The following is a 24,999-nucleotide window of genomic DNA, read 5'->3' as shown; positions in this document are numbered from 1 at the left end:
TGACCGGATGAGATCAGGCATCGACAGCAGCGGGATCGACCACGACGTCCGGGTCCAGGACGACCTGTTCCGACACGTGAACGGGGCGTGGCTCTCGACCGCCGAGATCCCGGCCGACCGCGCCGTCGCCGGCTCCTTCGTCACGCTCGTCGACGAGGCCGAGAAGCACGTCCGCGCGATCGTCGAGGAGTGCCAGCAGGCGTCGGGCGACCCCGCAGGATCCGCCGTGGAGGACGAGCCCGCCAAGATCGGCGCGCTCTACACCAGCTTCATGGACACCGACCGCGTCGAGGCCCTCGGCGCAGCACCGCTCGCGGACGACCTCGCCGCGATCGACGCGATCACCGACCTCCACGACGTCGTGGAGGCGCTCGGCGGGCTCGAGCGCAAGGCGGCGTCGAGCGTCTTCGGCATGTACGTCGGCCCGGACAGCGGCAACCCCGACCGTTACGTCGTGACGATGCTCCAGGGTGGCCTCGGCCTGCCCGACGAGGCCTACTACCGCGAGGACCAGTTCGAGGCCGTCCGCACGGCGTACCGCGAGCACGTGGCCACGATGCTCACCCTCGCCGGGTTCGACGGCGGCCAGGAACGCGCCACCCGGGTGTACGGGCTGGAGTCGAGGCTCGCCGCCGGGCACTGGGACCGCGTTGCGAGCCGCGACGCCGTCAAGACGTACAACCTCACGACGCTCGACGAGCTGCAGCTCCTCACCCCGTCGCTCGACTGGCGCGCGTGGGCACGGGCCGCGCGCTTCGACCTCGACGTGCTCGCCGAGGTCGTCGTGTCGCAGCCCTCGGCGTTCGAGACGCTCTCCGAGGCCCTGCGCGAAGAGGACGTCGACACGTGGAAGGACTGGCTGCGGTTCCGTCTCGTCAGCGCTGCCGCCCCCTACCTCTCCAGCGCCTTCGTCGACGAGAACTTCGCGTTCTACGGCCGGACGCTCTCCGGCACGACCGAGCTGCGCGCACGCTGGAAGCGCGCGGTCGCGTTCGTCGAGGGCGCCATCGGCGAGGGCGTCGGACGCCTGTACGTCGAGCGCCACTTCCCGCCGGTCGCGGCGGCGCGCATGGACGAGCTCGTCGCGAACCTCGTGCGGGCGTACGAGCAGAGCATCCGCGAGCTGCCGTGGATGAGCGAGGTCACCAAGGAGCGCGCGCTCGAGAAGCTTGCCGCGTTCACGCCGAAGGTCGGCTACCCGAAGAAGTGGCGTGACTACGGGGCCCTGGTCGCGGACCCGCGCGACCTCCTCGGCAACGTCCGTCGCGCCTCCGACGTGGCGACCGACCGCGAGCTGGCCAAGATCGGTCAGCCGATCGACCGCGACGAGTGGCTGATGACCCCCCAGACGGTCAACGCCTACTACAACCCGACGATGAACGAGATCGTCTTCCCGGCTGCCATCCTGCAGCCCCCGTTCTTCGACGCCGACGCCGACGACGCGGTCAACTACGGCGGGATCGGCGGCGTGATCGGCCACGAGATCGGGCACGGCTTCGACGACCAGGGCTCGCAGTACGACGGCACCGGCGCGCTGCGCAACTGGTGGAGCGACGACGACCGTGCTGCGTTCGACAAGCTGACCGGCACGCTGATCGCGCAGTACGACGCCCTCTCGCCGGACGGCGCCGACGGGCAGACGGTCAACGGGGCGCTCACGATCGGCGAGAACATCGGTGACCTCGGTGGGCTCGGGATCGCGCTCAAGGCGTACCTCCTCTCGCTCGACGGGGCCGAGCCGCCGGTCCTCGACGGCCTCACCGGGATCCAACGGTTCTTCGTGTCGTGGGCGCAGGTCTGGCGCGGCAAGGTCCGTCCGACCGAGGTCGTCCGTCGTCTCACGATCGACCCGCACTCGCCGCCGGAGTTCCGGTGCAACCAGGTCGTCCGCAACATCGACGCCTTCTACGACGCGTTCGGGCTCGCCGAGACCGACGACCTGTGGCTGGACGTCGACCAGCGCGTGACGATCTGGTGAGCACGTCCGTCCCCTCCCCCGAGGGCGTCGCCCACGTCCAGCGCCGTACGGTCGGCGTCCTGTCGGCCGTGCAGGTGGTGGGCGGCCTCGGGGCGGGGGCTGCGCTCTCGGTGGGCGCGCTCCTGGTCAAGGAGGTGTCGGGGTCGTCGGCCTGGGCCGGGCTCGCCACGACGATGCTCACGCTCGGCTCCGCCCTGATCGCGCTCCCGCTGGCGGCGCTGGCCTCGGCCCGGGGGCGGCGACCGGCGCTCACGGTCGGTTGGGTGCTGGCGGCCGTGGGGGCGCTCGTCGTGGTCGCCGGCGCCGAGCTCGACGCCGCGTGGCTGCTGCTCGCGGGCCTGTTCGTCGTCGGCGCCAGCACCGCGACCAACCTCCAGTCCCGCTACGCCGCGACCGACCTCGCCGAGCCGCAGCACGTCGGGCGAGCCCTCTCGCTGGTGGTCTGGGCCACGACGATCGGCTCCGTGATCGGTCCGAACCTCACCGCCCTCGGCGCGCGCACCGCCGAGGCCCTGGGCATCCCGGACCTCGCGGGGCCGTTCGCCCTCGCCGCCGTCGGGTTCGCGCTCACCGCGGTGCTCACCGGCGTCGCCCTCGTCCCCGACCCGCTGCGCGTCGCCGACAGCCTGCGACCGCGTGTGGACGAGGGTGCCGCGACCCGACCGCGGATGCGCGACGCCTGGCCGGTGCTGCGCACCAACGCGGCCGCGCGTACGGGCGTCGTCACGATCGTGGGGGCGCACGCGCTGATGGTCGCCGTGATGGCGATGACCCCCGTCCACATGGCCGACCACGGCTCGACGCTCACGATCATCGGCCTGACGATCAGCCTGCACATCGCCGGGATGTTCGCGCTGGCGCCGGTGATGGGCATCCTCGCCGACCGCTGGGGCCGTGGACGCACGATCGTCCTGGGGCAGGCGCTGCTCCTGCTCGCCGCGCTGGTCGCCGGCACGGCGGGCGAGTCCGAGACCCGCATGATCGTCGGCCTCACCTTGCTGGGGCTGGGGTGGTCGGCCTCGACCATCGCCGGGTCGTCGCTGGTCGCGCAGGCGGTCCCCGCCCCGGTACGCCCGACGGTGCAGGGCACGTCGGACTTCCTGATGAGCCTCGGCGGCGCCGTGGGAGGTCTCCTCGCGGGCGTGATCATCAACGCGTGGGGCTTCGGTCCCCTCAACCTCGTCGCGGCCTTCCTCACGGTCCCAGCGATCCGGATGGTCCTGGCCGGGAGACACCGGCTGGGCCGGCGGGGCAGACTGGTCACGTGACCTCGACCACCGAAGACCCGCACTCCACCAAGGGCGCCTACGTGCAGAGCGGCGAGGACTACAGCCGCGACATGCGCTACCTGACGACACGGATCACCCGCGACGGCCGTGACGGCTACCCCGTCGAGCCCGGCCGCTACCGCCTGATCGCGGCTCGAGCGTGCCCCTGGGCCAACCGCGCCGTGATCGTCCGTCGCCTCCTCGGCCTCGAGGACGTCCTCTCGATGGGCCTCTGCGGGCCGGTGCACGACGTCCGCAGCTGGACGTTCGACCTCGACCCCGGCGGCGTCGACCCCGTCCTCGGGTACGAGCGGCTCCAGCAGGCGTACTTCGCCCGCGACCCCGAGTACCCCCTCGGCATCACCGTCCCCGCGATGGTCGACGTCCCGACGAAGGCCGTGGCGACCAACGACTTCGACCAGATCACGCGCGACCTCTTCTTCGAGTGGCGCGACTACCACCGCGACGGCGCACCGGACCTCTGGCCCGAGCACCTGCGCGACGAGATGGAGACCGTGATGAAGCGGGTCTTCACCGAGGTCAACAACGGGGTCTACCGGTGCGGCTTCGCCGGCTCGCAGGAGGCGTACGACGCGGCGTACGACCGGCTCTGGACCGCGCTCGACTGGCTGGAGGAGCGTCTCGCGACCCGGCGCTACCTCATGGGCGACACCCTCACCGAGGCCGACGTGCGCCTGTTCACCACGCTCGCGCGCTTCGACGCCGTCTACCACGGGCACTTCAAGTGCAACCGCCAGAAGCTCACCGAGATGCCCGTGCTCTGGGCGTACGCGCGCGACCTCTTCCAGACGCCAGGCTTCGGCGACACCACGGACTTCGACCAGATCAAGGCGCACTACTACGTCGTGCACGCCGACATCAACCCCACGCAGATCGTGCCGAAGGGTCCGGACCTGTCGGGGTGGCACACCCCGCACGGACGCGAAGAGCTGGGCGGCTCGCCCTTCGGTGACGGCACCGCTCCCGCTGCGCTCCCCCCGGGCACGCTTGCCACCTGAGGGGTGAATTGCGGCTGCAACGTGGCCGCAACCCTTGTCAGGGCGGCCTCTCGGCGCCTACGGTCGTGCCTCAGGCCGCTGGGGGGCGGCCGCGAACGCGGGGGAGCGCGTATGAAGCACGACATGCCGTGGGGGCCATCGCCCGCACTCGGCCACTTCACGTACCGGCCACGCACGGAGGCGTGGGACTTCTCCGAGGAGCTTCGTGGGATCTTCGGTTTCCCGGAGACGTTGCCGATCACCACGGGGGTCGTCCTCGACCACCAGCACCCGGACGACGTCGGCCGCACGCGTGCACTGCTGGCGACGCGGGGGCGCGGTGACTGCCGTGGGTTCAGCTACCAGCACCGGATCGTCGACACCCGTGGCTTCGTCCACGAAGTCGTGGCCGTCGGCAGCGACCGCCAGGCGGCGGACGGTGAGGAACTGATCACCGAAGGCTTCCTCGTGGACCTCAGCCAGGCCGGCGGCCACCCGGAAGGCAGCAGCCCGATGGTCTCGGTGGAGTTCGACCCGGTCGACCTCGTGATCACCGACTGCCCGCACTGCCCGAAGTGGTGGGCCGAGGTCGTGCCGACCGCCGAGGGCACGGTGGTCCGTGAGTGGCACGAGCCGTTCTGCCCAGAGGTCCTGCGGTGGACGGCCCCGGACCCCGCTCTGCTCACCTCCAAGGGCGCGGGGGTCCGGCTGCTACGGTAGCCGCCGTGCCCGCCTCCGCAGCCTCACGTCCCAGCCGCCCGACCCTCGCGGAGTACCGGGCGATCGCCCAGCCTCCGGAGGTGCGGGCACGCCGCAGCGCGGAGCACTGGGTCGCAGACCTCTACCTCCGCGACATCTCGCCGTACGTGAGCCGCCCGCTGGTCAGGCTGGGCCTGAGCGCCAACGCGGTCACGGGTCTGATGATCCTGAGCGGGTGGCTGGCGGCGGGGTCGCTCCTGGTGCCGGGCCTGGTGGGGGTCCTCCTGGCCGTCTTCTTCGGGCAGCTGCAGATGCTGCTCGACTGTGCGGACGGCGAGGTCGCGCGCTGGCGCGGGACGCTGTCGCCTGCGGGGACGTTCCTCGACAAGATCGGTCACTACACGACCGAGTCGCTGATCCCGATCGCGCTCGGCGTCCGTGCTGCCGGCGGGCTCCCGGACATGTCCGACCACTACGGCTGGACGACGCTCGGCGCCCTGCTGGCCGTGGTGATCCTGCTCAACAAGTCCCTGAACGACTTCGTCCACGTCTCGCGCGCCTTCTCGGGCCTCCCCCGCGTCGCCGACAGCGCCGAGGCCGCCGCGCCCCGGCCCGGCCTGGTCGCGACCCTGCGACGGATGGCACGGTTCGTCCCCTTCCACCGGCTCTACCACTCCGTCGAGCTCACGCTGTTCGCGCTCGTCGCCGCCGTCATCGACCTCGTCGCCGGAGACGCCTGGGGTGGCCTCGCCGGCACGCGTACGCTCGTCGTCGCGCTGCTGCCGCTCGCCCTGCTGGCCGTCGTCGGCCACTTCCTGTCGATCATGGCGTCGTCGCGGCTGCGCGCGCCGACTCCCTGAGGAGAGCGCCGGCACGACGGAGGACGACGGTAGGCTGTCCGGCGTGCACCGGATCCGTCGCCTCGGCCAGGTCGCGCGCCGAGGAGGCGCCCTCGTCCGCAACCGGCTCGACCGCCGCTCGTTCGCCGCACGGTGCAACAGCAACCCGGCCGCGCTGGACGCTCCGCTGGCGCTCTACTTCGCCGACGGCCCTGAGAACCTCTACCAGCTCCACCAGTGGGACCGCGTCCTCGCCGCGCTCCCCTGGCCGGTGGTCGTGATCGTCTCGCGTCCGGACACCGGGCGCCGGGTGCTCGACGAGACGCCGCTGCCGGTCTTCTTCGCCCCCGGCTCGTCCTTCCTGGAGACGCTCGTGGGCCACGGCGCCCTCCGCGTCGTCACCTACGTCAACCACCTCCCCCTCAACTTCCGCATGCTGCGGTTCGCGAGCCCGGTCCACGTGCACCTCGGCCACGGGGAGAGCGACAAGGACTCCAGCGTCACCAACCAGAACAAGGCGTACGACCGGGTGCTCGTCGCAGGCCCCGCCGCGCGGCAGCGCATGGCCGGCGCGCTGCGCGAGTTCGACGACGCCGCGCACGTGCGCGAGATCGGGCGGCCCCAGCTCGACCTCGACTACCCCGGAGCGCCGGACTGGCCCGACGACGGGCGCACGCGCGTCCTCTACGCGCCGACGTGGGAGGGCGACCGGCGGAGCATGGCGTACGGCTCGGTCGCCTCGCACGGTCTGGCGCTGGTCCGGTCTCTCGTCGGCGACCCTCGCTACCGCGTCATCTACCGCCCGCACCCCCGTACGGGCGTCCAGGACCCGGCGTACGCGGCCGCGGACCGTCGGATCCGTGCGCTGCTGGCCGAGCACGGGCGCGACCACCTGGTCGACACCGGCCCGTACGGGTGGCAGTGGGCCTTCGCCGATGTGTGCGTCACCGATCTCTCGTCGGTGGCCTACGACTGGCTCGCGACCACCAAGCCGATGCTCGTGACGGTGCCCACCGAGCCCAGGGCGGCCCTGCCTCCGTCGCTCTTCCTCGACGAGGTGCCACGCCTCGAGGCGGCCGACGCACCGCGGGCCGCCGAGGTCCTCGACCGGCCGTGGCCGCGCGAGCGGATGCGCGAGCTGGCGGCCGCGTACTTCGGCGACACCACCCCGGGCTCGAGCACCGTGCGTCTCGTCGCGGCCCTCAAGGAGGCGGTCAGCCTCGCGTCCGTGCCCCTTGGACGAGCTTCTTCAGACGGCCCCGGAGCCGCCCGCTGACGCTACGGACGTGGACCGCAGATGCCTCGTCCGGTGCACCCACCAGGGGGGCGAAGGACTTGCGGGCGATCCGGCGGTCGAACTTGTCCGCAGACTCCCCCGGCTCGAACACGTGCTTCAACGCGTGCCGGCCCAGGAAGGCGGAGTAGCGCCGGAAGCGCTCGGCGTGGCCGTTGACCGTCGGAGTCCAGTCGGCCTCGGCGTAGAGCGCGAGGGCATCCACCCCGTCGACGTCACGGTCGATGCGGCGGTGCGGGATCTCGTGGTAGCGCGCGAGCTCGAGCGTGCGGGCGTCGTGCGCGAGCACGTACGCGGGGGTCCCCGCGAGCAGCGCTGCGATGTTGCCGTGGATGCGGGTGCCGAACGAGAACGGGAAGCGCGAGAGCGCCTCCATCCACGTCGTGGCGTCGAGCGGGAAGCGCGTGCGCCCCTCGGCGATCAGCGGGTGGTCGGGGTGCACCGGAAGGCGCCGGTCGCTCCCGGGGCGCGCGTCGGTGCCCTCGAGCAGGAGCGCGAGCGTCCGGATGTCCTGCGCGAAGTAGACCAGGCCGGGGTAGCGCGCCGCCTGCTCCTCGACGACGGGGGCCATCTGGTCGAGGTACGGCGAGAGGTTGAAGGCGATCGGCCCCTTGGGAGCGAGGCGACGCGCGGGCTCGCGCAGCGGGAGCGTGTCACCGTGCAGGAACATCGACGGGCACCCGATCACGTCGACGTGGTCCTCGCCGAAGCCGAGTCCGCGGAGGTACTCCGCCGTCCACTCCCCACGGACGCCGACCGACGGCGAGTGGTCGAGGACCGCACGCATGAAGCGCGTGACCGAGTCGCCGACCTGCCGCGGCGCGCGTACGCCCTCTCCGACCGCCGACTGCACCCCGACGCCGACGACGGTCACGGGGATCGAGAGCTTCTCGATCGTCTCGCTGATCGCGTCGAGGTTCGGGAGGAACCGCTTGCGGAACGCGTTGGCGAGCGGGATGACGACGTGGTCGAAGCGCTCGTCGATCTCCTCCGGCCGCAGGGTCCGGGCGTGGTTGAGCCGCGCGACCTGGATCGTCGTGTCGGCCGTCGCCAACGTCCGCTGCACCGCGTAGCTGAACACGAGGTTGCCGACGTTGTCGCCGATGAGGTTGCGTGCGAGCACCCTGTCGGCCGACGGCGTCGTGAACGGGTTGCGGTGGGCCCGGAGGAGGACCTGCGTCACAAAAGTCTCCTAGAACGATTGACTAACTCAGGAGAAAGCCTAGCCCCCACGCGAAGTGCATCGTCACCATGGCCACCGGGAGGCGGACACGCGCCGCTGCATCGAGGTCACGGCCCTCCCACAGCGAGGCGGCCGTCACCCCGACAAGGTACGCGACAGGAGCAAGGAGGCCCAGCAGCAGCCACGGCGTCGTGAAGAGACCGAGGATGCCGGCGACCAGCCCGAGGGCAGAGGCCACCACCACCGTGGGCGGAGCGAGGTAGCGCACGGACGCCGTCTCCGGGTGCCGCCGGATGACGCGTCTGCGCCACCCGCCCGTCCGGTACTGCTGGGTGGCGAACGCCTTCCACGTCTCCCGCGGGTGGTACGTGACGGCGAGGTCAGGGAGGAACCAGATGGTCTCCCCCGCCTCGCGCAGGCGGTGGTTCAGCTCCCAGTCCTGGGCCCGGACGAAGTGCTCGTCGTAGCCGCCGACCTTCTCCAGCGCGCTGCGCCGGAAGGCACCGAGGTAGACCGTCAGCTGCGGACCCGGGGCGCCGCCGGTGTGGAACGCGGCGCCGCCGATGCCGAACCGCGACGACATCGTCCGCGCCACAGCACGTCCGAAGGGCGTCGTCCCGTGAGGCGCCATGCACCCGCCGACGTTCGCGGCGCCCGTCTCCATCAGCGCCGTCACCACCGCGGTCAGGTAGTGCGACGGGAAGAGGGCGTGCCCGTCGGCACGGACGAGGAAGTCGTGGCGGGCGGCCGCGATCGCGGCGTTGAGCCCGTGCGGGGTGAGGCCCGTCGGGTTGTCGACCACCGTGACCGTCGGGTGCTCCGCCGCGAGCGCGTCGGCGATCTCGCGCGTGCGGTCCTCCGACGGACCGACAGCGACGACGACCTCGAGCTCGCCGGCGTAGTCCTGGTCCAGGATGCGCTCGACGCAGTCGGCGAGGTCGCGCTCCTCGTTGCGCACGGTCATGAAGACCGACACCGGCGGCATCCCAGTGACCGGCATCGTGCTCTCCTCGCTCATCAACGCAGCCCTTCGTCCAGCGGGCCGGCGTCGATGAGGCGACGTCCGGCGGTCAGGAACCCGTCGGCGTACGAACCGGCGGGGAAGTCACCCAGGTAGTACACACGCGTCTGCGCCCGCTCGTGGGCCAGCGGGTCCTCTCCGAGCATCGCGTCGAGCGCCGGCTCGAGGTCGCTCACCGCGCCGTCGACGACGTACGCCGCACGGGCGGCAGGCGCCTCCTCACGGAGTGCCTCCGGCGTGCGACCGACGGCGATCATCGCGAACGGCTTCTGCGACTGGAGGTAGTCGGACACGACCGCCGACACGTCCGCGACCATCGCGTCGGACGCGTTGAAGCAGTCGACCACCGACATGCGGACCTCGGCGGCGTCGCCCCACAGGTGCTGGCGCCCGGTCCGCGCACGGTCGGCATCGAGCAGGGCCCCGATCCGGGCGACCATCCGGGTCGCGTCCGGGAAGCGGTAGTTGAACGGGTGCGACCGGAAGATGACCCGCACCTCCCGCTTGAGCAGCGCCTTCACGATCTCCTCGCCGCGCGGCAGCGAGTACACCTCCGAGTCCGCGTACGGCCCTCGCCACGTCGGCGCGTACAGCACCGTGCGGTCGGTCAGGTCGCCGATCGGACCCCGTGCCGGCGTGATGTCCTCCACCTGCGGGCGGCCGACGACCTCGAACTTCTCCCGCGGGATCTCGACGCCGTGCCGTGCGTAGCGGTCGATGCCGGCCTGGCCGGCGGCGAAGATCCGGTCGTAGATCGCGTGGACGGGGTTGAAGCAGGCCGGCTTCTCGGAGTCGCCGTGGTTGAGCCAGACGTGGACCATCTGGCGACGCTCGATGAAGTGCGTGTTGTTCGGCGCGTTGTTGACGTAGAACGCCGCGCGCATGCTCGGCACCACGACCTCTTGGAGACTGCGGATCGACGGACGGTGGATCACCGGGGCCGACGTCATGCCCTCGATCGAGCGGAACATCGTGAGGTTGCGCGTCACCACGACGAACGGGCGTCCGAGCCGCTCGAAGTACGGCATCCACATGCCCAGCTGGTAGCGCGCACCGACGTTCGACCCGAAGTAGACGGTGAACTCCGGGGCGTGCTCCTCCAGCGTCGCGTAGAGCCGGTCCTCTGCGTCGACGCAGCGGTACACCCGTCGCAGCCCGTACGTGAGCGCCACCGCGCTCGCCACGAGGCACGCCGCCGCCACGAGGACGAGCACGGGCGTGAGCCCGGCCAGCGCCGCCAGCCACGCGGCGACGACCGCTCCCGCGTTGAGGACGCCGACCGTGCCGCGCGACACCACCTCGCGGACGTCGACGTTCAACGACGGCAGGTTGCGCGCCTCGAGACCGACCCGCTCCCAGCTGTCGAAGACCGTCGTCTCCGCAGCGGTCGAGGCAGCCAGCACCGCGAGGGCCGCAGCGACCACCCAGGAGCTCCCGTGCCAGTCGAACCACGCCACGACGAGCGCCAGCACCAGCAGCAGGCGCGCCATCTGGAGCGTCCCGGCGATCTGGTGGAACTTGCGGTTGCCCGGGCGCGCGCGCCGGTGGAGGACGGCGAACAGCGCCATCGTCAGCAGCGCGCCGCCCAGCGTCAGCCCGCGAGGGGCGCCGAGGAGCGCGGCCACGAACGTCAGCAGCGCAAGACCACCGGTCGTGACGTCGCGCGCGGCGACCGCCAGCTGGCGACGCACGGCGCCGAGGGTCAGCTTCACACCGCCGTCGTCGGTCTCCGCCGCAGCGGTCTCCTTCACGAGTGCCCCGGTGGGACGCTGGTCGATGATCTCGCGTGCACGGTCGACGAAGACGTCGGCGTACCCCTCGGCCGGGAAGTCGCCCAGGTAGTCGTTGCGGACCGCGCGCCGCTCGAGCGCGAGAGGGTCGCTGCCGAGCATCGAGTCGAGCGCGGCCGAGAGGTTGGAGGCGTCGCCCTCGATCACGTACGAGGCCGCCGCGATCGGGTAGTGCCCGACGAAGTCGCGCCCGTTCTCGGTCATCGCGGTCATCGCGAACGGCTTGCCGGAGAACAGCCAGTCGACGACGACGCTCGAGACGTCCGAAACCATCGCGTCCGCGGCGTTGATGCAGTCGAAGATCGACATCACGCGCTCGGCCTGCTCGCCGAAGACGTGCGCCCGTCCGGTCCGCGCGGCGTCCTCGCGCAGCATCTGGTGGATGGTGCGGATGGTGTCGGTGTCGGTCTCGAACTGGTAGCTGAACGGGTGCGGCCGGAAGACGACCGTCGCGCCCCGCTCGAGGAGCGCGCCGACGATCGCGGTGCCGATGGGCAGCGAGTGGTACGCCGTCTCGTCGACGTGGCCGCGCCACGTCGGCGCGTACAGCACCGTCGGCTCTGCGGGGACCGGGCCGTCGACGCGTGCGACGCCCTCGACCTGCGGGCGGCCGACGATGTCGAACTTCTCCCGCGGGATCGCGACGCCGTGGGCCGCGTAGCGCCGGACGGCCGCCTCCCCCGCCGCGAAGATCCGGTCGTACATCGCGTGCGTCGGGTTGTACGACGTCGGCTTGTCGGAGTCTCCGTGGCCCAAGAAGACGTGGGTCAGCTGGTTGTGGCGGACGAAGATGCTGTTGCCCGACGAGGCGTTGACGTAGAACGCGGTCGTCAACGACGGAGCGACCACGTCGTCGAGGTCGCGCGACCCGTGACGCATCACGATCGGGAGGTCCGTGCGCTCGGCGAGCAGCTCGGCCGGGTAGTTGTGGCGGGTGACGAGGAGGAGCTGGCGTCCGGTCCGCTCGAGGTACGGGAGCCACATCGTGACCTGGTGCGTGCCGTCCTCGGGCCACGCCGTGTAGACGAGGGCGTCGGGAGCGAGGGCCGCCACGGCGCCGGGGAGGTCGGCCTCGATCTTGCGGCCGGCACGCATCCGGGCGACGGCGTTGAGGCCCATCACGATGTCGGGCCCCGCGGCGACGACCGTGACGGCGGCCCACCACCACGGCGACAGCCCGACCCCTGCGGTGACGGCGCCGAAGGCGAGCGCCCCCAGGTGCGCGCCGGTCGCCGCAGCCTCGAGGTCGACCTGCTTCGGCGCCGGGGTCAGGCCGGGGACGTTGGACACGAAGGTCACGCGGTACTGGCGCGCCTGGCCGAGCACCGGCTCGAGCACCACCACACCGATGCTCATCAGCGCGGCCAGCGCCGCGACCCACGCGGACGCGTCGCTCCACGCGACGAAGCAGACGGTGACGGCCGCGCCGACCATGCCGCGCAGCGCCCCGCCGTGCCCGAGGAGCACACGGTCGACGCTCACCGGGAGGTCGTCACGGTGGACGAAGCGCCACCCGTCGTAGGCCAGCGCGGCGATGACGACGAGGAGGACGGTGACGACGACCGGCTCGACGACGCCCGCAAGCGCCGCGGCGGCCGCCAGGGCGACGGCTGCGGCGGCACCGAGGGCCGTCACCGCGTCGCCAGCACGGGCCGCCATCACGCGGGCGGCCTCCGGGGGTGCCAGGCCTGGATCAGCCATTCGTGATCGCAGCCGGGCCGTTCTCTCGCCGGATGTCGATGACGTGTCCCGTCTGCGAGGACAGGAGCACGTCGAGCGACTGGCGCGCGACCTCCTCCGAGGACAGCAGGGTACCCGCCGGCTCCTCACCGAACGCCTTGGTGCGCATCGGCGTACCGGTGCGCTCGGGGTTGACGCAGTTCACCCGGACGGAGCCGGCCCACTCGTCGGCGAGCGCCTGCGTGAGGTTGACGACGGCCGCCTTCGCCGAGGAGTACAGCGAGTAGCCCGAACGGCCGCGCGTGTACGACGACGAGGTGAAGAGCAGGAGCGAGCCGGAGGTCGCCGCGAGGTGCGGGTAGAACTCCTGGGCGATGAAGATCGGCCCGAGGTAGTTCACCTCGGTCGCGTTGTAGATCGTCTCTTCGCTGGTCTCCGACAGCGGCGCGATCGGGAGGACTCCCGCCGTGTTGACGACGTAGTCCACGCGGCCGGTCTTCGCGAGGACGGTCTCTGCCGCGGCACGGACGTCGGCACGCCGCTCGACGTGCGTCCCGGTGCTCGAGCGCGCGAACGTGAAGACGGTCGCCCCTGCACGCTCGGCGAGGGCCGCGATGTCGCCGCCGATCCCGTACGAGCCGCCGAAGACGACGACGGTCTTGCCCTCGAGCACGGCCGCGTGCTGCGTGTCGGACATCGCCTCGGGGCGCTCCGCGGAGGCCAGCTGGAAGAGCTTGTCGGCGATGTAGACGTCGATGGGCTCGGTGACCTTCATGTTGCGCTCGTGCCCGTCGACCACCGTGATGGGGACCTCGGGCGTGTAGCGCAGGACGACGGTGCAGTCGTCGGTCGCCACGAAGTCGGGGTCCTCGGCGGCCTTGGCGTACGCGGCGCGGATGACCGACAGCCGGAACGCCTGCGGGGTCTGCCCGCGGCGCAGCAGGTGGCGCGGGAGCACGTCCGCGATGGTCTCGGAGTCCTCGTGGACGGCGACGATCGTGTCGGCCGACGGGATGACCGTGTCCACGGCCTCGTACGTGCCGAGCGCGGCGACGACGTCCTCGATGATCGTCTGGGAGACCAGCGGGCGTACGGCGTCGTGGAGGAGGACGTTGCACTCCTCGTCACCGAGAGCGTCCAGCGCCCGCTGGGTGGTGGCGTTGCGGGTGTCGGCGCCCTCGAGGATCTGGGTGACCTTGTCGTAGCCGCCGTTGCGGACGATGCTGCGGACGGGGTCGAGGTGGCCCGGCGTCATCATCACGACGATCTCGTCGATGAGCGGTGAGGCCTGCATGACCGCGATCGTGTGCTCGATGATCGGCTTGCCTGCGATCTTGATCAGCTGCTTCGGGATCGACAGGCCGACCCGGGTGCCGGTGCCGCCGGCCAGCACCACGGCCACGTTTCTTATCGTAGTCACGACCTAGAGAGTAACTTGTGCCACGAGCCCCGAGCCGGAGGGTAGGCGTGGGTTCCAGGAGCGGCGCACGTAGAGTAGGCCTGCTGTGCCGGGGGTCGTCCCCGCGGGGACGCGACACCTGACGAGAGGGATCGATGGTCGACTCGAGCTACACCCGCTCGCCCTGGGCGCGTGTCCGCGCCATCTGGGGCGCGCGGCGGATCTTCCTCCTGCTGGTCCGCAGGGACCTGAAGGTCCGGTATGCCAACTCCGTCCTCGGCTATGTGTGGACGGTCCTCGACCCGCTCCTGATGAGCCTCGTCTACTGGGCCGTGTTCACGATGCTCTTCGCCAGGGACGTCCCCGGCGACGATCCGTACATCGTCTTCCTCCTGGCCGGCATGCTCCCCTGGCAGTGGTTCAACTCGACCGTCTCGCAGAGCGCGAAGGCGCTGCGCAGCTCGTCGCGGCTGATCCGCTCGACGAACCTGCCCCGAGAGATCTGGGTCCTCCGGGTGGTGGCCTCCAACGCCGTCGAGTACCTCTTCGCGCTGCCCGTGCTGGCCGGCTTCCTGATCGCGTTCCAGGTCCCGCTCCACTGGAACATGCTGTACACGCTGCCGCTGGCCTTCGTGATCATGGCCGTGCTGCTCTGCGGCATCGGCCTCGCGCTGAGCGTCCTCACCGTCCTGGTGCCCGACCTCAACAGGGTCGTCGCGATCTTCCTCCGACTCTTCTTCTACGCTTCGCCGGTGCTGTACTCGACGACGCGCCTGCCCGAGGAGATCCGCTGGGTGTACGTCGCGAACCCGGTCTCCGACATCCTCCAGCTGTTCCGTTCGGGGATCTTCCCGCACTACCTCAACTGGCTCCACGTCGGCTACGCCGCAGCCGTCTCCGTGGTCGTCCTCGCCCTCGGGTGGTGGATCTTCGCCCGCCTCGAGCGCACGGTCCTCAAGGAGCTCTAGACCCATGTCCGAACCCATCATCTCCGTCCAGGACGTCTCGGTCCGGTTCCACCGGTCACGACGCCACCGCAGCATCCGCGACCTCGTCTTCCGGGGTCAGGGCGGCGTCCGGGCGGGCGAGTTCTGGGGTCTGCGGCACATCTCCTTCGACGTCCAGCCGGGCGAGGCGATCGGCGTCGTGGGCCGCAACGGCCAGGGCAAATCGACGCTGCTGAAGACGATCGCCGGCGTGCTCATCCCCGACGAGGGCCGTGCCGTGGTGAACGGCGGGGTCGCCCCGCTCATCGAGATCACGGGCGGTTTCGTCGGGGACCTGACGGTGCGGGACAACATCTACCTCGCCGCCGGCCTCCACGGCATGTCCAAGAAGCAGATCGCGGCGTCGTTCGACGAGATCGTCGAGTTCGCCGAGATCGAGGACTTCGTCGACACCCCGTACAAGCACCTCTCGTCCGGGATGAAGGTCCGTGTCGCCTTCAGCGTCGTGTCGCGGCTCAACGAGCCGATCATGCTCGTCGACGAGGTGCTGGCCGTCGGCGACCGGGCGTTCCGCGACAAGTGCTTCGAGCGGATCGACGAGATGCTCAGCGAGGGCCGGACGCTGTTCATGGTCTCCCACAGCGAGGCGAACCTGACGCGCTTCTGCACCCGCGGCCTCTACCTGCGCGAGGGTCAGCTCGTCCACGACGGCCCGATCGCCGAGGTCGTCGAGAAGTACTTCAGCGAGTCGGGCGACGAGGCTGCGCTGCGTCGCCGTCACGAGCGCCGGATGCGGCGCATGCGCCGCCGTGGGCTCCTCGGTGACGAGGACGACGACGAGGACGACGAGGACGACGACACCGACGGCCTCCGCTCCGTCGTCTGACCCGGCGTCAGACGACGGGAGGGCGCCCTCGCCGCGTCATGGCGAGGACCGTGCGCCACTTCAGCGGACGCCGCTCCCCCGGGCCTGTACGCCAGCCCTCGCGCCATCCCGCGAACCACGGCCGCAGCGCGCGGCGTCCCGCCGACGAGCGCACTCCCCGCAGCAGGGCCACCAGCGTCCAGGTCGCCACGTACGCCCAGGAGAACGGCCAGCGGAGGTTGCGGCGAGCCAGCCACACCCGGTTCCGTGCGTTGAGCCGGTAGTAGAAGTCGTGCCGAGCGGGGTCGATCGCCGGGTGGAGGCACGCGAGGTCGCCGCGGTACCAGACCTCGTACCCCGCGTCCCACACCCGCCACGCCAGCTCGATGCCCTCGTGCGCGTAGAAGAACTCGTCACCCCAGCCGCCGGCCGCGTCGAAGGCGGCCCGGCGCGCGACGAGCACGCCCTCCCACAGCGAGAAGGCCGGAGACGAACGCCGGGGATCGCCCTTGCGCATCCGCGGGATCCAGCGCGTCGGGGCGGTCTCGCCGGGGCTCTCGACACGCGGCTGCACGACGCCGAGGTCGGTGTCGGCGGCGAAGAGGGCGGCGGCGCGGGAGAGGAAGTCCTCCCCCTCCAGCCGGGCGTCGTCGTCGACGAAGAGCAGCAGGTCCCCCCGTACGTGCGGGACGCCCGCGTTGCGTCCGGCGGGGATGCCGAGGTTCTCGGGCAGCGCCAGCGGACGGACGCCCTCGGGCAGCCCCGTCGGCTCCCACCCGTTGCCGACGCAGACGACGTCCACGTCGACGGCGCGCTGCGCGAGGACCGAGCGGAGGGCGGCGTCGAGGTCGTCGGGACGGGTGCCCTGGGTGAGCACGACGACACCGACCTGGGGGCGAGCGGGTGGGATCACAGGGGTCACCGTACCGAGCCCGACCGGCGCCAGGAGCGAGCGGCTAGGACGCGAGCGCGGCGGCGCGGATGCTATCGGGGACGGCGACCGGGACGACGTCGACGACCAGTCCCGAGGCACGGACGGCGAGGCGTCCGGTGGTGTGCAGCAACCGGTACCCGCCGAGCCGGCCCCGTACGAGCTCGACGACCTCGGGCACGGCAGACGTACGGGAACGTCCGAGCCGCGCGCGCCAGCCGGACCGAAGGGTCCGCAGACGCGCGTCGTCGAAGGTCAGGAGGACCTGCAGAGGGGTGCCGTCCAGGGGTGAGGCATCCCCCGGCAGCGCGAGGGACACGACGAGCCGAGCCTCGTCATAGCGGTGCGTCACGTGCTCGACGTGCGCGCCAGGGAGGCGGGCGAGAAGGTCGCCGGGCCACAGCCCGTACCCCCTCGCCCGCTCCGTCAACGTCACGGGCGTTCGCATGACCGCATCACAGCACACCGCGGTGGGCGGACCTCGAAGGCACGCGGATCAGGACCCCGAGAGCAGGTCTTCGAACGAGGTCGTCAACGCGAACGGGTCCGCAGGCCGGTCGCTCGCGCGCGCCGCGACGAGCGTGCCCAGCTCGCCGGCCGCACGCTCGACCCGCGACTGGAGCGCACCGCTGACGCCGTCGACGCCTCCCCAGTCCTCCGACGCAGCGAAGACCGCGGTGGGCACGACGACCACCCGCAGGTAGGCGAACATCGGCCGCAGCGCGTGCTCGAGCGCCAGGGAGTGGCGTGCCGTTCCCGCCGTCGCGGCGATCAGCACCGGCTTGCCGGCGAGCGCGTCCTTCTCCAGCACGTCGAAGAACGACTTGAACAACCCCGAGTACGAGGCGGTGAAGATCGGCGTCACGACGATCAGGCCGTCGGCGGCGACGACGTCGTCGACGACCTCCTGCAGACCCTCTGGGGCGAAGCCCGTGAGCATCGCGTTGGTGATGTCGTGGGCGTGCTGCCGCAGCTCGTGGACGCTGACCTGCGCCTCGACACCACGGGTGAGGAGGTCGTCGCCGACGGCTTGGGCCAGCCGGTCGGCGAGCAGGCGCGTCGAGGACGGCTGGCTCAGCCCCGCGCTGACGACCGCGATCTTGCGGGCCGTGCTCATGCGCTCACCTCGTTCGTGGTCTCGCGGTCGGAGGTGCCGGTGACGGCGTCGCCGGCTGCGTGGACGGTGGTGTCCCGGGCGCCGCCGGCGGCGGCGACCAGGGACGCGTGGGTCGGGGCCTCGGGGACGTGGGCGGGCTTGAGCGCCGCGAACTCCTTGCGCAGCACGGGGACGACCTCTTCACCGAGGAGGTCGAGCTGCTCGAGCACCGTCTTCAGGGGGAGCCCCGCATGGTCCATCAGCCAGAGCTGACGCTGGTAGTCGCCGACGTAGTCCCGGAAGCCCAGCGTCCGCTCGATGACCTGCTGCGGGCTGCCGACCGTCAGCGGGGTCTCCCGCGCGAAGTCCTCGAGGCTCGGACCGTGGCCGTAGACCGGCGCGTTGTCGAAGTACGGACGGAACTCGTTCACGGCGTCCTGGCTGTTCTTGCGCATGAAGACCTGACCGCCGAGCCCGACGATGGCCTGGTCGGCGGCGCCATGGCCGTAGTGCTCGAAGCGCTGGCGGTAGAAGGCGACCATCCGCTGCGTGTGGCTCGCGGGCCAGAAGATGTGGTTCGAGAAGAACCCGTCTCCGTAGTAGGCCGCCTGCTCGGCGATCTCGGGGCTGCGGATCGACCCGTGCCAGACGAACGGCGGCACGCCGTCCAGCGGGCGCGGTGTCGACGTGAACCCCTGCAGGGGCGTACGGAACTTGCCCTCCCAGTCGACGACGTCCTCGGTCCAGAGGCGGCGCAGCAGGTGGTAGTTCTCGATCGCCAGCTCGATGCCCTGACGGATGTCCTTGCCGAACCACGGGTAGACCGGGCCGGTGTTGCCGCGACCCATCATCAGGTCGTTGCGGCCGTCCGACAGGTGCTGGAGTGTCGCGTAGTCCTCTGCGATGCGCACGGGGTCGGTGGTCGTGATGAGCGTCGTCGAGGTCGAGAGGATGATCCGCTCGGTCTGGGCGGCGATGTAGGCCAACGTGGTGGTCGGCGCCGAGGGGATGAACGGCGGGTTGTGGTGCTGCCCGGTCGCGAAGACGTCGAGGCCCACCTCCTCCGCCTTCTTCGCGATCGCGATCGTGGCCTTGATCCGCTCGTGCTCGGTCGGCGTGCGGCCCGTCGTCGGGTCGGTCGTGACGTCACCGACGGTGAAGATCCCGAACTGCATCTGCTCGTCCCCTTGTCTGACCGCTCCCGCGGTCGCTCTGGAACCAATCTAGTACAGCCTTCAACTATCTTGCTACCCCGCGTATTCCTCTCGCACTAACGTGGCTTCCCATGAGCAATGACTCCGCTGCCCTCGACGCCCTGCGAGCGATGCTCCTCGACCAGCTCGACCGCATCGACGAGCTCGTCGACGACCTCACCCGTGACCTCCCCCTGCCGATCGGCACGTTCCGCCCCGACGCCGAGTCCAACAGCATCTGCTGGCTCGTGTGGCACCAGTCCCGCGTGCTCGACGACCACGGCGCCGACCTCCTCGGGTCGCTCCAGGCATGGACGGACGGCGGCTGGTACGACGAGCTCGGCCTTCCCTTCCCGAAGTCCGCGACCGGCTACGGCCAGTCCGCCGACGACGTCGCAGCGGTGGCGGTCAGCGGCGAAAAGCTCGCCGGCTACCACCACGACGTGACCGGCCGGCTCCGCTCGTACCTGCACGGCGTGGACGTCCCCGAGCTCGCTCGCGTCGTCGACGAACGCTGGGACCCGCCCGTGACCGCCGCGGTGCGGCTCGTGAGCATGTTCGGTGACAGCCTCCAGCACCTCGGCCAGGCGGCGTACGTCCGCGGCATCGCCGAGCGCGCGGGCCTGGGGTGAGGCTCAGGACGTCCTGAGCGTCACGATGGGGTCGCTGGTCGGCTCCTCGGAGCCGCCGGCGGGCTCGACGCTGATCGCGACCGCCGTCACCCCCGAGACGTCGTCCATCAGGTGCGCACCCCGCGATCCCTGCTCGTCTCGCGGCAGGACGCCGGCACTGTGCATCGTGCCGTCGGACTCGGTCCACATCTGGTAGTCGCGGTCGTCGCTGAGCCGCGGCAGGTCGGACACGACCATGACGGCCTTGCCGAGCTCGGCCGACTGGACGACGCGCACCGTCCCACCGCCTTCGACAGGGGCCGTGGCCATCGCCGCGTCGGGCGCTGACAGCACGGCGGTGATGCCCGACTGCTGAGCCTCGTAACGATCAGCACGGTCGCGCTGCGCCAACCCGAAGCCGACGGCGCCGACGACGAGGGCGAGCGCCGCCGCGGCGAGCATGATCCGTGCCGGCCAACCCCTGCGCCACGACCGGGCGCTGGTGATGTCGGTGACGACGGGATGCTCCTGGGGGGTGCGCGCCACCGCGTCCAGGACCGCGCGACGCAGGCGAGGCGGCGGCTCGCTCTCCTCCGCGTCGCCGAGCCGCGCGGCCGTCGCGCGGAAGCCGACGACCTCGGCCGCGCAGTCGGTGCACTCGGCCAGATGGGCCTCGTACGAGGCGCGCTCGTCGCTGTCGAGGGCGTCGAGGGCGTACGCGCCGGCGAGCATGTGGGGATCGATGGTCATGCCGTCACCCCCAGGCAGTCACGCAGACGGATCAGCCCGTCGCGCAGCCGGGTCTTGACCGTCGCCGGGTTGGCCTCGAGGATCACGGCGACCTCCGCGTAGGTGTGCCCCTGGTAGTACGCCAGACCGACCGCCTCGCGCTGCAGGTCGGTGAGCGTGCCCAGGCATCGGCGTACCTGCTCGTGCTCGAGGCGTACGGTCACCTCGTCGCTGACCTGGTCGTACGCGGGTCCCCCGGACCAGTCGTAGCGCGCGTCGCGGTTCGCCGCCGCCTGGTCGTGACGGACCGCGTCGACGGCACGGCGGTGCGCCAGCGTGAGCACCCACGTCTTCGCACGCCCACGCCGCGCATCGAAGCGCGGAGCCGTCTGCCACACCTGCAGGAACACCTCCTGCGTCACCTCCTCCGAACGCACCGGATCACGCAGCACCCTCCGTACCAGACCGAAGACAGCACCGGCCAACGCGTCGTACACCTCGGCGAACGCCTGCTCGTCGCCGCGTGCGACCCGACCCATCAGCGTCTCGACCGCGTCCTCCGCGAAGGGAGGACTCTCGTCGCGGGCGGCCCGGCTGCGCTCGGCGTCTGGCATCGGCTCTCCTGGTACGAGGGACTGTCATCAGGTCTTCGACACAGCCTGCCCCGCGGATGGGTAGGAACTCCCGTCCGACGATTGTCTCCTGAGCGACCCATCCGTGTCGCCCCTCGCCGCGAAACAGGGACATGACCGCGAACCGTGTCCGTCTCCTCGCCGCCGGTTGCGGCGTGCTCGCCGCGGGCACCGGCGTCGTGGTCGGCACCGCCGTCGCGGCCGTCGTCGGGGGCCCGTCACCCCTGGTCGCCGTCGGCAACGCCGTGGTCTCCGTGACGCCGGGGTACGTGAAGGACGTCGCGGTACGGACCTTCGGCGAGGCCGACAAGGCGGTGCTGCTGGGTGGGATGACGGTGGTGCTCGTGGCGCTCGCCGCGGCGGCGGGTGCGGTCGGCGTGACGCACCGCCGGGCCGCGGTCGCCCTCGTCGTGGCCGTGGGGGCGGTCGCGGCGGGAGCGACCGCGGTGGACACCTCGACGCCTGCCCGGCCCGCGGTCGCCCTCTTCGCACCCGTCGTGGCGACCGCCGTCGCGGTCGGTGCGCTCCTCGCCCTCCTGCGGGTGCTTCCCGGGCCCGCCCGCAGCGAGCCTGCACGTCGCCCCGGTGACGACCTGCCCTCGGGGTTCGACCGCCGTCGCTTCCTCGTCGCCGTGCTCGGCACCACTGCCGTCGCCGCCGCGGGCGGTGCGGTGACGCGGGTCGCGGGCGGCTCCGAGGCGGCGGTGTCCCGCTCGCGCCTGCGCATCCCGACGCCGATCAGTCCCGCGCCCGCCCTTCCGACCGGGCTCGACCCGCTGCCCGGCGTCACCTCGTACGTGACCCCGAACCGTGACTTCTACCGCGTCGACACCGCGCTGATCGTGCCAGACGTCCCTGCCGACACCTGGCGGCTACGGATCCACGGCGACGTGGAGGAGGAGCTCGAGCTGACCTTCGCCGACCTGCTCGACATGCGCCTGGTCGAACGCCGCATCACGCTCACCTGCGTCTCCAACGAGGTCGGCGGCCCGTACGCGGGCAACGCCACCTGGATCGGCGTCCCGCTCGCCGACCTGCTCCGGCGAGCGGGCGTCCGCGACGGCGCGGACGCGCTCAAGTCGACGAGCGCCGACGGGATGGTGATCGGCACCCCGCTCGACGCCGTGCTCGACGGGCGGGACGCGCTCGTCGCGGTCGCGATGAACGGGGAGCCGCTGCCGCTGGACCACGGGTTCCCTGCGCGGATGGTCGTCCCGGGCCTGTACGGGTACGTGTCGGCGACCAAGTGGCTGGTGGACCTGGAGGTCACGCGGTTCTCCGAGCTCGACGCGTACTGGACCGAGCGCGGGTGGGCCGAGCAGGCTCCGATCAAGCTCGCGTCGCGCATCGACGTCCCTCGGTCGTTCCAGTCGTTCGACCAGGACGCCGTGCGCGTCGGCGGAGTCGCGTGGGCCCAGCACGTCGGCGTACGCAGCGTCGAGGTCCGGGTCGACGACAGGACGTGGGAGACCGCGACCCTCGCCCCCCAGGACGGCCTCGACACCTGGCGGCAGTGGACCTGGCACTGGCGCGACGCCACGCCGGGCGACCACACGCTCACCGTCCGCGCGATCGACGCGGACGGCACCCCACAGACCTCCGACCGGGCCGAACCGCGCCCGGACGGTGCCACCGGCTGGCACAGCGTCAGGTTCTCGGTGGACTGACCGACGACAGGAAGGCACGATCATGCGTACGACCCTTCGCAAGACTCACCTCGCTGCGGCCGCGATGCTGGCGTCACTGGCACTCGTCACCTCGGCGTGCGGCGGCGACGACTCCGACTCGGGCTCGAGCTCGGACGACTCGACGCCGAGCGCCTCGGAGATGACCTCGGAGATGACCGACGACGCGATGTCCGACGCGTCCTCCGACCTCGTCGGCCCGGGCTGCGCCGCGTATGCCGAGCAGGTCCCCGACGGGCCCGGCTCGATCGAGGGCATGGCGCAGGAGCCGGTGGCGACCGCGGCGAGCAACAACCCGTTGCTCAAGACCCTGACGGCGGCGGTGAGCGGTCAGCTCAACCCGGACGTGAACCTCGTCGACACCCTCAACGGTGACGAGTTCACGGTGTTCGCCCCGGTCGACGAGGCGTTCGCCAAGCTGCCGAAGGCGACGGTCACCGAGCTGTCGAAGCCGGCCGGCGCGGAGACGCTGACGTCGGTGCTCACCTACCACGTCGTGCCGGGACAGCTCGCCCCGAACGAGGTCGTCGGCACCCACAAGACCGTGAACGGCGCCGACCTCGAGGTCAAGGGCGACCCTGATGCGCTGACCGTCGGCGCCGAGAACGCCGCGGTGATCTGCGGCGGCGTGAAGACGGAGAACGCGACCGTCTACCTCATCGACTCGGTGCTGATGCCGCCGGCAGCCTGAGCCACGGCATCGTCCGGACCCGGCCTGCTCCGCCCGCGTACGACGCGGGTGGGGCAGGCCGACCAGCGTCGGGTCAGCCCTTGGCCTTGGCCGCCTTCGCCGCTGCCTTCTGCTCCTTCTTGAAGGTCCGCACCTCCTGGAGGGTCTGGGCGTCGACCACGTCGGCGATCGAACGGCGAGAGCCGTCCTCGCCGTACGCACCGGCTGCATCGCGCCATCCGCGGGGCTCGATGCCGCGCTGCTTGCCGAGGAGCGCGAGGAAGATGCGTGCCTTCTGCTCGCCGTACCCCGGCAGGGCCTTGAGGCGCTTGAGCACGGTCTTGCCGTCCGGGTCGCCGTCGGTCCAGAGCCGCGTGGGATCGCCGTCGTACTCGCTCATCAGGTACGACGCGAGCTCCTGGATGCGCTTGGCCATCGAACCCGGGTAGCGGTGCACCGCGGGCGGGGTCGCGCAGAGCGCGGCGAACGCCTCCGGGTCGTACTCGGCGATCGTCGCGACGTCGAGGGTGCCGACGCGCTGCACGATCTTGAGCGGGCCGGCGAACGCCGCCTCCATCGGGTACTGCTGGTCGAGCAGCATCCCGACGAGAAGTGCGAACGGGTCGGAGTCGAGGAGCTGGTCGGCGTCAGCATCACCGGTGAGGTTGAGGCTCATGCTCCGATCATCCCAAGGCCGACCCGATGTGCGTCATACGGTGAGGCATGGTGCCCGATCGTGTCGCCGCTGCCGTGGACGCGCTGCCTCTGACGCCGTCGAGCGCCGTGCTCGAGATCGGCGGCGGTTCGGGGGCCGCCGCGCAGCTCGTGCTCGCTCGCCTTGGCGCCGGCGGATCGTACGTGAGCGTCGACCGCTCTGAGGTGGCCGAGCGTCGTACCCGGCAGAGGTGCACCGACGTCGGGTCCGCGGCGCGCTGGGAGGTCGTACGGGGAGCGATCGAGGACGTCGTCGCCGAGCTCCCCGACCACGCGTACGACGTCGTCTTCGCCGTGAACGTCAACGTCTTCTGGACCACCGACGCCTCTGCCCTGTCTGCTCAGCTGCGTCGCGTGTTGCGCCGGGGAGGGAGCCTGTGGCTGTTCTACGAGACGCCGTCAGGCTCGGTCGGCCCGAAGGCGGCCGACGGCGTCGTCCGGTCGCTCTCGGGTGGGGGTTTCTCCACCATGACGACCCTTGCCCCGAGGGCGCGCCTCGCGGCGTTCGCGGCTGCGGTCGACGACAGCCCGATCACGAAGCAATAACAAAGGCCTACGCCGATCGTCCCTGCTCAGCGAGGGCCCGCGCGCGTTGCACACGCCCCGTAAGGCCCACCCAGCGCCCCTGCCGTTACCTTCCGTGACCTTGACCAGGCAAGATGCACAAGCGCGACGTCCCACCGCACGGCGCGCCCGCCACCAGCGGGTCCCGGTCAGCGCATCCACGACGATGCCGACGTCGCGACCAGACAGCGAGGCTGCACCCCTACGCCTCTC

At 71.4% G+C, this 24,999-nt stretch carries 23 protein-coding genes; 12 read left to right on the top strand and 11 right to left on the bottom strand.

What is annotated here, in order from left to right; translation table 11 throughout:
* Positions 1-7 precede the first annotated feature (7 nt).
* The 6 genes from NYZ95_RS12650 to NYZ95_RS12625 all read left to right on the top strand — a co-directional run bounded on the left by NYZ95_RS12650 (position 8) and on the right by NYZ95_RS12625 (position 7,058).
* Positions 8-1,978, top strand: coding sequence for a M13 family metallopeptidase (locus NYZ95_RS12650; RefSeq protein ID WP_262851676.1), 1,971 nt, complete (start codon positions 8-10; stop codon positions 1,976-1,978).
* A complete protein-coding gene (locus NYZ95_RS12645) occupies positions 1,975-3,246 on the top strand; it encodes an MFS transporter (RefSeq protein WP_262851675.1) in 1,272 nt (423 codons plus the stop codon). Before NYZ95_RS12650 ends, NYZ95_RS12645 begins: the two co-directional genes overlap by 4 nt.
* A gap of 71 nt (positions 3,247-3,317) precedes the next feature.
* Positions 3,318-4,265, top strand: a complete 948-nt coding sequence (locus tag NYZ95_RS12640; RefSeq protein WP_262852037.1) for a glutathione S-transferase family protein — start codon at positions 3,318-3,320, stop codon at positions 4,263-4,265.
* Positions 4,266-4,376: 111 nt separating this feature from the next.
* On the top strand, positions 4,377-4,964 hold the full coding sequence (locus NYZ95_RS12635; protein WP_262851674.1) for a hypothetical protein: 588 nt from the start codon (positions 4,377-4,379) through the stop codon (positions 4,962-4,964).
* Positions 4,965-4,969: 5 nt separating this feature from the next.
* Positions 4,970-5,803, top strand: a complete 834-nt coding sequence (locus NYZ95_RS12630; RefSeq protein ID WP_262851673.1) for a CDP-alcohol phosphatidyltransferase family protein — start codon at positions 4,970-4,972, stop codon at positions 5,801-5,803.
* A 43-nt stretch (positions 5,804-5,846) separates the two neighbouring features.
* Positions 5,847-7,058: a CDP-glycerol glycerophosphotransferase family protein gene (locus tag NYZ95_RS12625; protein WP_262851672.1), complete on the top strand. Its 1,212-nt coding sequence runs from the start codon at positions 5,847-5,849 to the stop codon at positions 7,056-7,058.
* Here NYZ95_RS12625 and NYZ95_RS12620 read toward each other — a convergent pair.
* From NYZ95_RS12620 to NYZ95_RS12605, 4 genes are read right to left on the bottom strand one after another with little or no spacing between them, the layout of a single operon-like run.
* A complete protein-coding gene (locus tag NYZ95_RS12620) occupies positions 6,997-8,259 on the bottom strand; it encodes a polysaccharide pyruvyl transferase family protein (RefSeq protein ID WP_262851671.1) in 1,263 nt (420 codons plus the stop codon). The two genes, NYZ95_RS12625 and NYZ95_RS12620, sit on opposite strands and share 62 nt — an antisense overlap.
* A 22-nt stretch (positions 8,260-8,281) precedes the next feature.
* On the bottom strand, positions 8,282-9,277 hold the full coding sequence (locus NYZ95_RS12615) for a glycosyltransferase family 2 protein (protein WP_262851670.1): 996 nt from the start codon (positions 9,275-9,277) through the stop codon (positions 8,282-8,284).
* Positions 9,277-12,771 carry a CDP-glycerol glycerophosphotransferase family protein gene (locus NYZ95_RS12610; protein WP_262851669.1) on the bottom strand — a complete coding sequence of 1,165 codons (3,495 nt, stop codon included), beginning with the start codon at positions 12,769-12,771 and terminating at the stop codon, positions 9,277-9,279. Before NYZ95_RS12610 ends, NYZ95_RS12615 begins: the two co-directional genes overlap by 1 nt.
* On the bottom strand, positions 12,764-14,152 hold the full coding sequence (locus NYZ95_RS12605; protein WP_262851668.1) for a bifunctional cytidylyltransferase/SDR family oxidoreductase: 1,389 nt from the start codon (positions 14,150-14,152) through the stop codon (positions 12,764-12,766). Before NYZ95_RS12605 ends, NYZ95_RS12610 begins: the two co-directional genes overlap by 8 nt.
* 152 nt (positions 14,153-14,304) lie before the next feature.
* Here NYZ95_RS12605 and NYZ95_RS12600 point away from each other — a divergent pair, with 152 nt between their 5' ends.
* A complete protein-coding gene (locus tag NYZ95_RS12600) occupies positions 14,305-15,117 on the top strand; it encodes an ABC transporter permease (RefSeq protein WP_262851667.1) in 813 nt (270 codons plus the stop codon).
* 4 nt (positions 15,118-15,121) lie between these two features.
* Positions 15,122-15,982: an ABC transporter ATP-binding protein gene (locus NYZ95_RS12595; protein ID WP_262851666.1), complete on the top strand. Its 861-nt coding sequence runs from the start codon at positions 15,122-15,124 to the stop codon at positions 15,980-15,982.
* Between the two features lie 7 nt (positions 15,983-15,989).
* On the opposite strand, the gene NYZ95_RS12590 is transcribed toward NYZ95_RS12595, so the two are convergent.
* From NYZ95_RS12590 to NYZ95_RS12575, 4 genes are read right to left on the bottom strand one after another with little or no spacing between them, the layout of a single operon-like run.
* On the bottom strand, positions 15,990-16,874 hold the full coding sequence (locus NYZ95_RS12590; RefSeq protein ID WP_262851665.1) for a glycosyltransferase family 2 protein: 885 nt from the start codon (positions 16,872-16,874) through the stop codon (positions 15,990-15,992).
* A gap of 43 nt (positions 16,875-16,917) precedes the next feature.
* Positions 16,918-17,340 carry a hypothetical protein gene (locus NYZ95_RS12585; protein ID WP_262851664.1) on the bottom strand — a complete coding sequence of 141 codons (423 nt, stop codon included), beginning with the start codon at positions 17,338-17,340 and terminating at the stop codon, positions 16,918-16,920.
* Positions 17,341-17,388: 48 nt separating this feature from the next.
* Complete coding sequence (locus NYZ95_RS12580) at positions 17,389-18,009, bottom strand: FMN reductase (protein WP_262851663.1); 621 nt, start codon at positions 18,007-18,009, stop codon at positions 17,389-17,391.
* Entirely contained in the window at positions 18,006-19,163 is a 1,158-nt protein-coding gene (locus tag NYZ95_RS12575; RefSeq protein ID WP_262851662.1) for an LLM class flavin-dependent oxidoreductase, read from the bottom strand. Before NYZ95_RS12575 ends, NYZ95_RS12580 begins: the two co-directional genes overlap by 4 nt.
* A gap of 110 nt (positions 19,164-19,273) precedes the next feature.
* On the opposite strand from NYZ95_RS12575, the gene NYZ95_RS12570 reads away from it, so the two are divergent.
* Entirely contained in the window at positions 19,274-19,813 is a 540-nt protein-coding gene (locus tag NYZ95_RS12570; RefSeq protein ID WP_262851661.1) for a mycothiol transferase, read from the top strand.
* Between the two features lie 3 nt (positions 19,814-19,816).
* Here NYZ95_RS12570 and NYZ95_RS12565 read toward each other — a convergent pair whose 3' ends face one another.
* Positions 19,817-20,542 (bottom strand): anti-sigma factor, encoded by a 726-nt coding sequence (locus tag NYZ95_RS12565; RefSeq protein ID WP_262851660.1) that lies wholly within the window; start codon positions 20,540-20,542, stop codon positions 19,817-19,819.
* Complete coding sequence (gene sigK, locus NYZ95_RS12560) at positions 20,539-21,135, bottom strand: ECF RNA polymerase sigma factor SigK (protein ID WP_262851659.1); 597 nt, start codon at positions 21,133-21,135, stop codon at positions 20,539-20,541. The genes NYZ95_RS12565 and sigK overlap by 4 nt, the downstream gene beginning before the upstream one ends.
* Positions 21,136-21,266: 131 nt before the next feature.
* Here sigK and NYZ95_RS12555 point away from each other — a divergent pair, with 131 nt between their 5' ends.
* Positions 21,267-22,820, top strand: a complete 1,554-nt coding sequence (locus NYZ95_RS12555) for a molybdopterin-dependent oxidoreductase (RefSeq protein ID WP_262851658.1) — start codon at positions 21,267-21,269, stop codon at positions 22,818-22,820.
* Between the two features lie 22 nt (positions 22,821-22,842).
* Positions 22,843-23,529, top strand: a complete 687-nt coding sequence (locus NYZ95_RS12550) for a fasciclin domain-containing protein (RefSeq protein WP_262851657.1) — start codon at positions 22,843-22,845, stop codon at positions 23,527-23,529.
* A 73-nt stretch (positions 23,530-23,602) separates the two neighbouring features.
* On the opposite strand, the gene NYZ95_RS12545 is transcribed toward NYZ95_RS12550, so the two are convergent.
* Complete coding sequence (locus NYZ95_RS12545; protein WP_262851656.1) at positions 23,603-24,184, bottom strand: HhH-GPD-type base excision DNA repair protein; 582 nt, start codon at positions 24,182-24,184, stop codon at positions 23,603-23,605.
* A 47-nt stretch (positions 24,185-24,231) separates the two neighbouring features.
* Here NYZ95_RS12545 and NYZ95_RS12540 point away from each other — a divergent pair, with 47 nt between their 5' ends.
* Complete coding sequence (locus NYZ95_RS12540) at positions 24,232-24,768, top strand: class I SAM-dependent methyltransferase (protein ID WP_262851655.1); 537 nt, start codon at positions 24,232-24,234, stop codon at positions 24,766-24,768.
* Positions 24,769-24,999: the final 231 nt, after the last annotated feature.

The organism is Mumia quercus (assembly GCF_025506335.1).
Lineage (GTDB): Bacteria > Actinomycetota > Actinomycetes > Propionibacteriales > Nocardioidaceae > Mumia > Mumia quercus.
This window is presented reverse-complemented; position numbering and strand designations above follow the sequence as displayed.

What these genes read in the sequence shown, in the direction of transcription:
- NYZ95_RS12650 (WP_262851676.1), top strand. Translation starts at nt 8, where the DNA reads ATGAGATCAGGCATCGACAGCAGCGGGATCGACCACGACGTCCGGGTC.
- NYZ95_RS12640 (WP_262852037.1), top strand. Translation starts at nt 3,318, where the DNA reads ATGCGCTACCTGACGACACGGATCACCCGCGACGGCCGTGACGGCTAC.
- NYZ95_RS12635 (WP_262851674.1), top strand. Translation starts at nt 4,377, where the DNA reads ATGAAGCACGACATGCCGTGGGGGCCATCGCCCGCACTCGGCCACTTC.
- NYZ95_RS12615 (WP_262851670.1), bottom strand. Translation starts at nt 9,277, where the DNA reads ATGAGCGAGGAGAGCACGATGCCGGTCACTGGGATGCCGCCGGTGTCG.
- NYZ95_RS12610 (WP_262851669.1), bottom strand. Translation starts at nt 12,771, where the DNA reads ATGGCTGATCCAGGCCTGGCACCCCCGGAGGCCGCCCGCGTGATGGCG.
- NYZ95_RS12600 (WP_262851667.1), top strand. Translation starts at nt 14,305, where the DNA reads ATGGTCGACTCGAGCTACACCCGCTCGCCCTGGGCGCGTGTCCGCGCC.
- NYZ95_RS12595 (WP_262851666.1), top strand. Translation starts at nt 15,122, where the DNA reads ATGTCCGAACCCATCATCTCCGTCCAGGACGTCTCGGTCCGGTTCCAC.
- NYZ95_RS12585 (WP_262851664.1), bottom strand. Translation starts at nt 17,340, where the DNA reads ATGCGAACGCCCGTGACGTTGACGGAGCGGGCGAGGGGGTACGGGCTG.
- NYZ95_RS12580 (WP_262851663.1), bottom strand. Translation starts at nt 18,009, where the DNA reads ATGAGCACGGCCCGCAAGATCGCGGTCGTCAGCGCGGGGCTGAGCCAG.
- NYZ95_RS12575 (WP_262851662.1), bottom strand. Translation starts at nt 19,163, where the DNA reads ATGCAGTTCGGGATCTTCACCGTCGGTGACGTCACGACCGACCCGACG.
- NYZ95_RS12570 (WP_262851661.1), top strand. Translation starts at nt 19,274, where the DNA reads ATGAGCAATGACTCCGCTGCCCTCGACGCCCTGCGAGCGATGCTCCTC.
- NYZ95_RS12565 (WP_262851660.1), bottom strand. Translation starts at nt 20,542, where the DNA reads ATGACCATCGATCCCCACATGCTCGCCGGCGCGTACGCCCTCGACGCC.
- sigK (WP_262851659.1), bottom strand. Translation starts at nt 21,135, where the DNA reads ATGCCAGACGCCGAGCGCAGCCGGGCCGCCCGCGACGAGAGTCCTCCC.
- NYZ95_RS12555 (WP_262851658.1), top strand. Translation starts at nt 21,267, where the DNA reads ATGACCGCGAACCGTGTCCGTCTCCTCGCCGCCGGTTGCGGCGTGCTC.
- NYZ95_RS12550 (WP_262851657.1), top strand. Translation starts at nt 22,843, where the DNA reads ATGCGTACGACCCTTCGCAAGACTCACCTCGCTGCGGCCGCGATGCTG.
- NYZ95_RS12545 (WP_262851656.1), bottom strand. Translation starts at nt 24,184, where the DNA reads ATGAGCCTCAACCTCACCGGTGATGCTGACGCCGACCAGCTCCTCGAC.
- NYZ95_RS12540 (WP_262851655.1), top strand. Translation starts at nt 24,232, where the DNA reads ATGGTGCCCGATCGTGTCGCCGCTGCCGTGGACGCGCTGCCTCTGACG.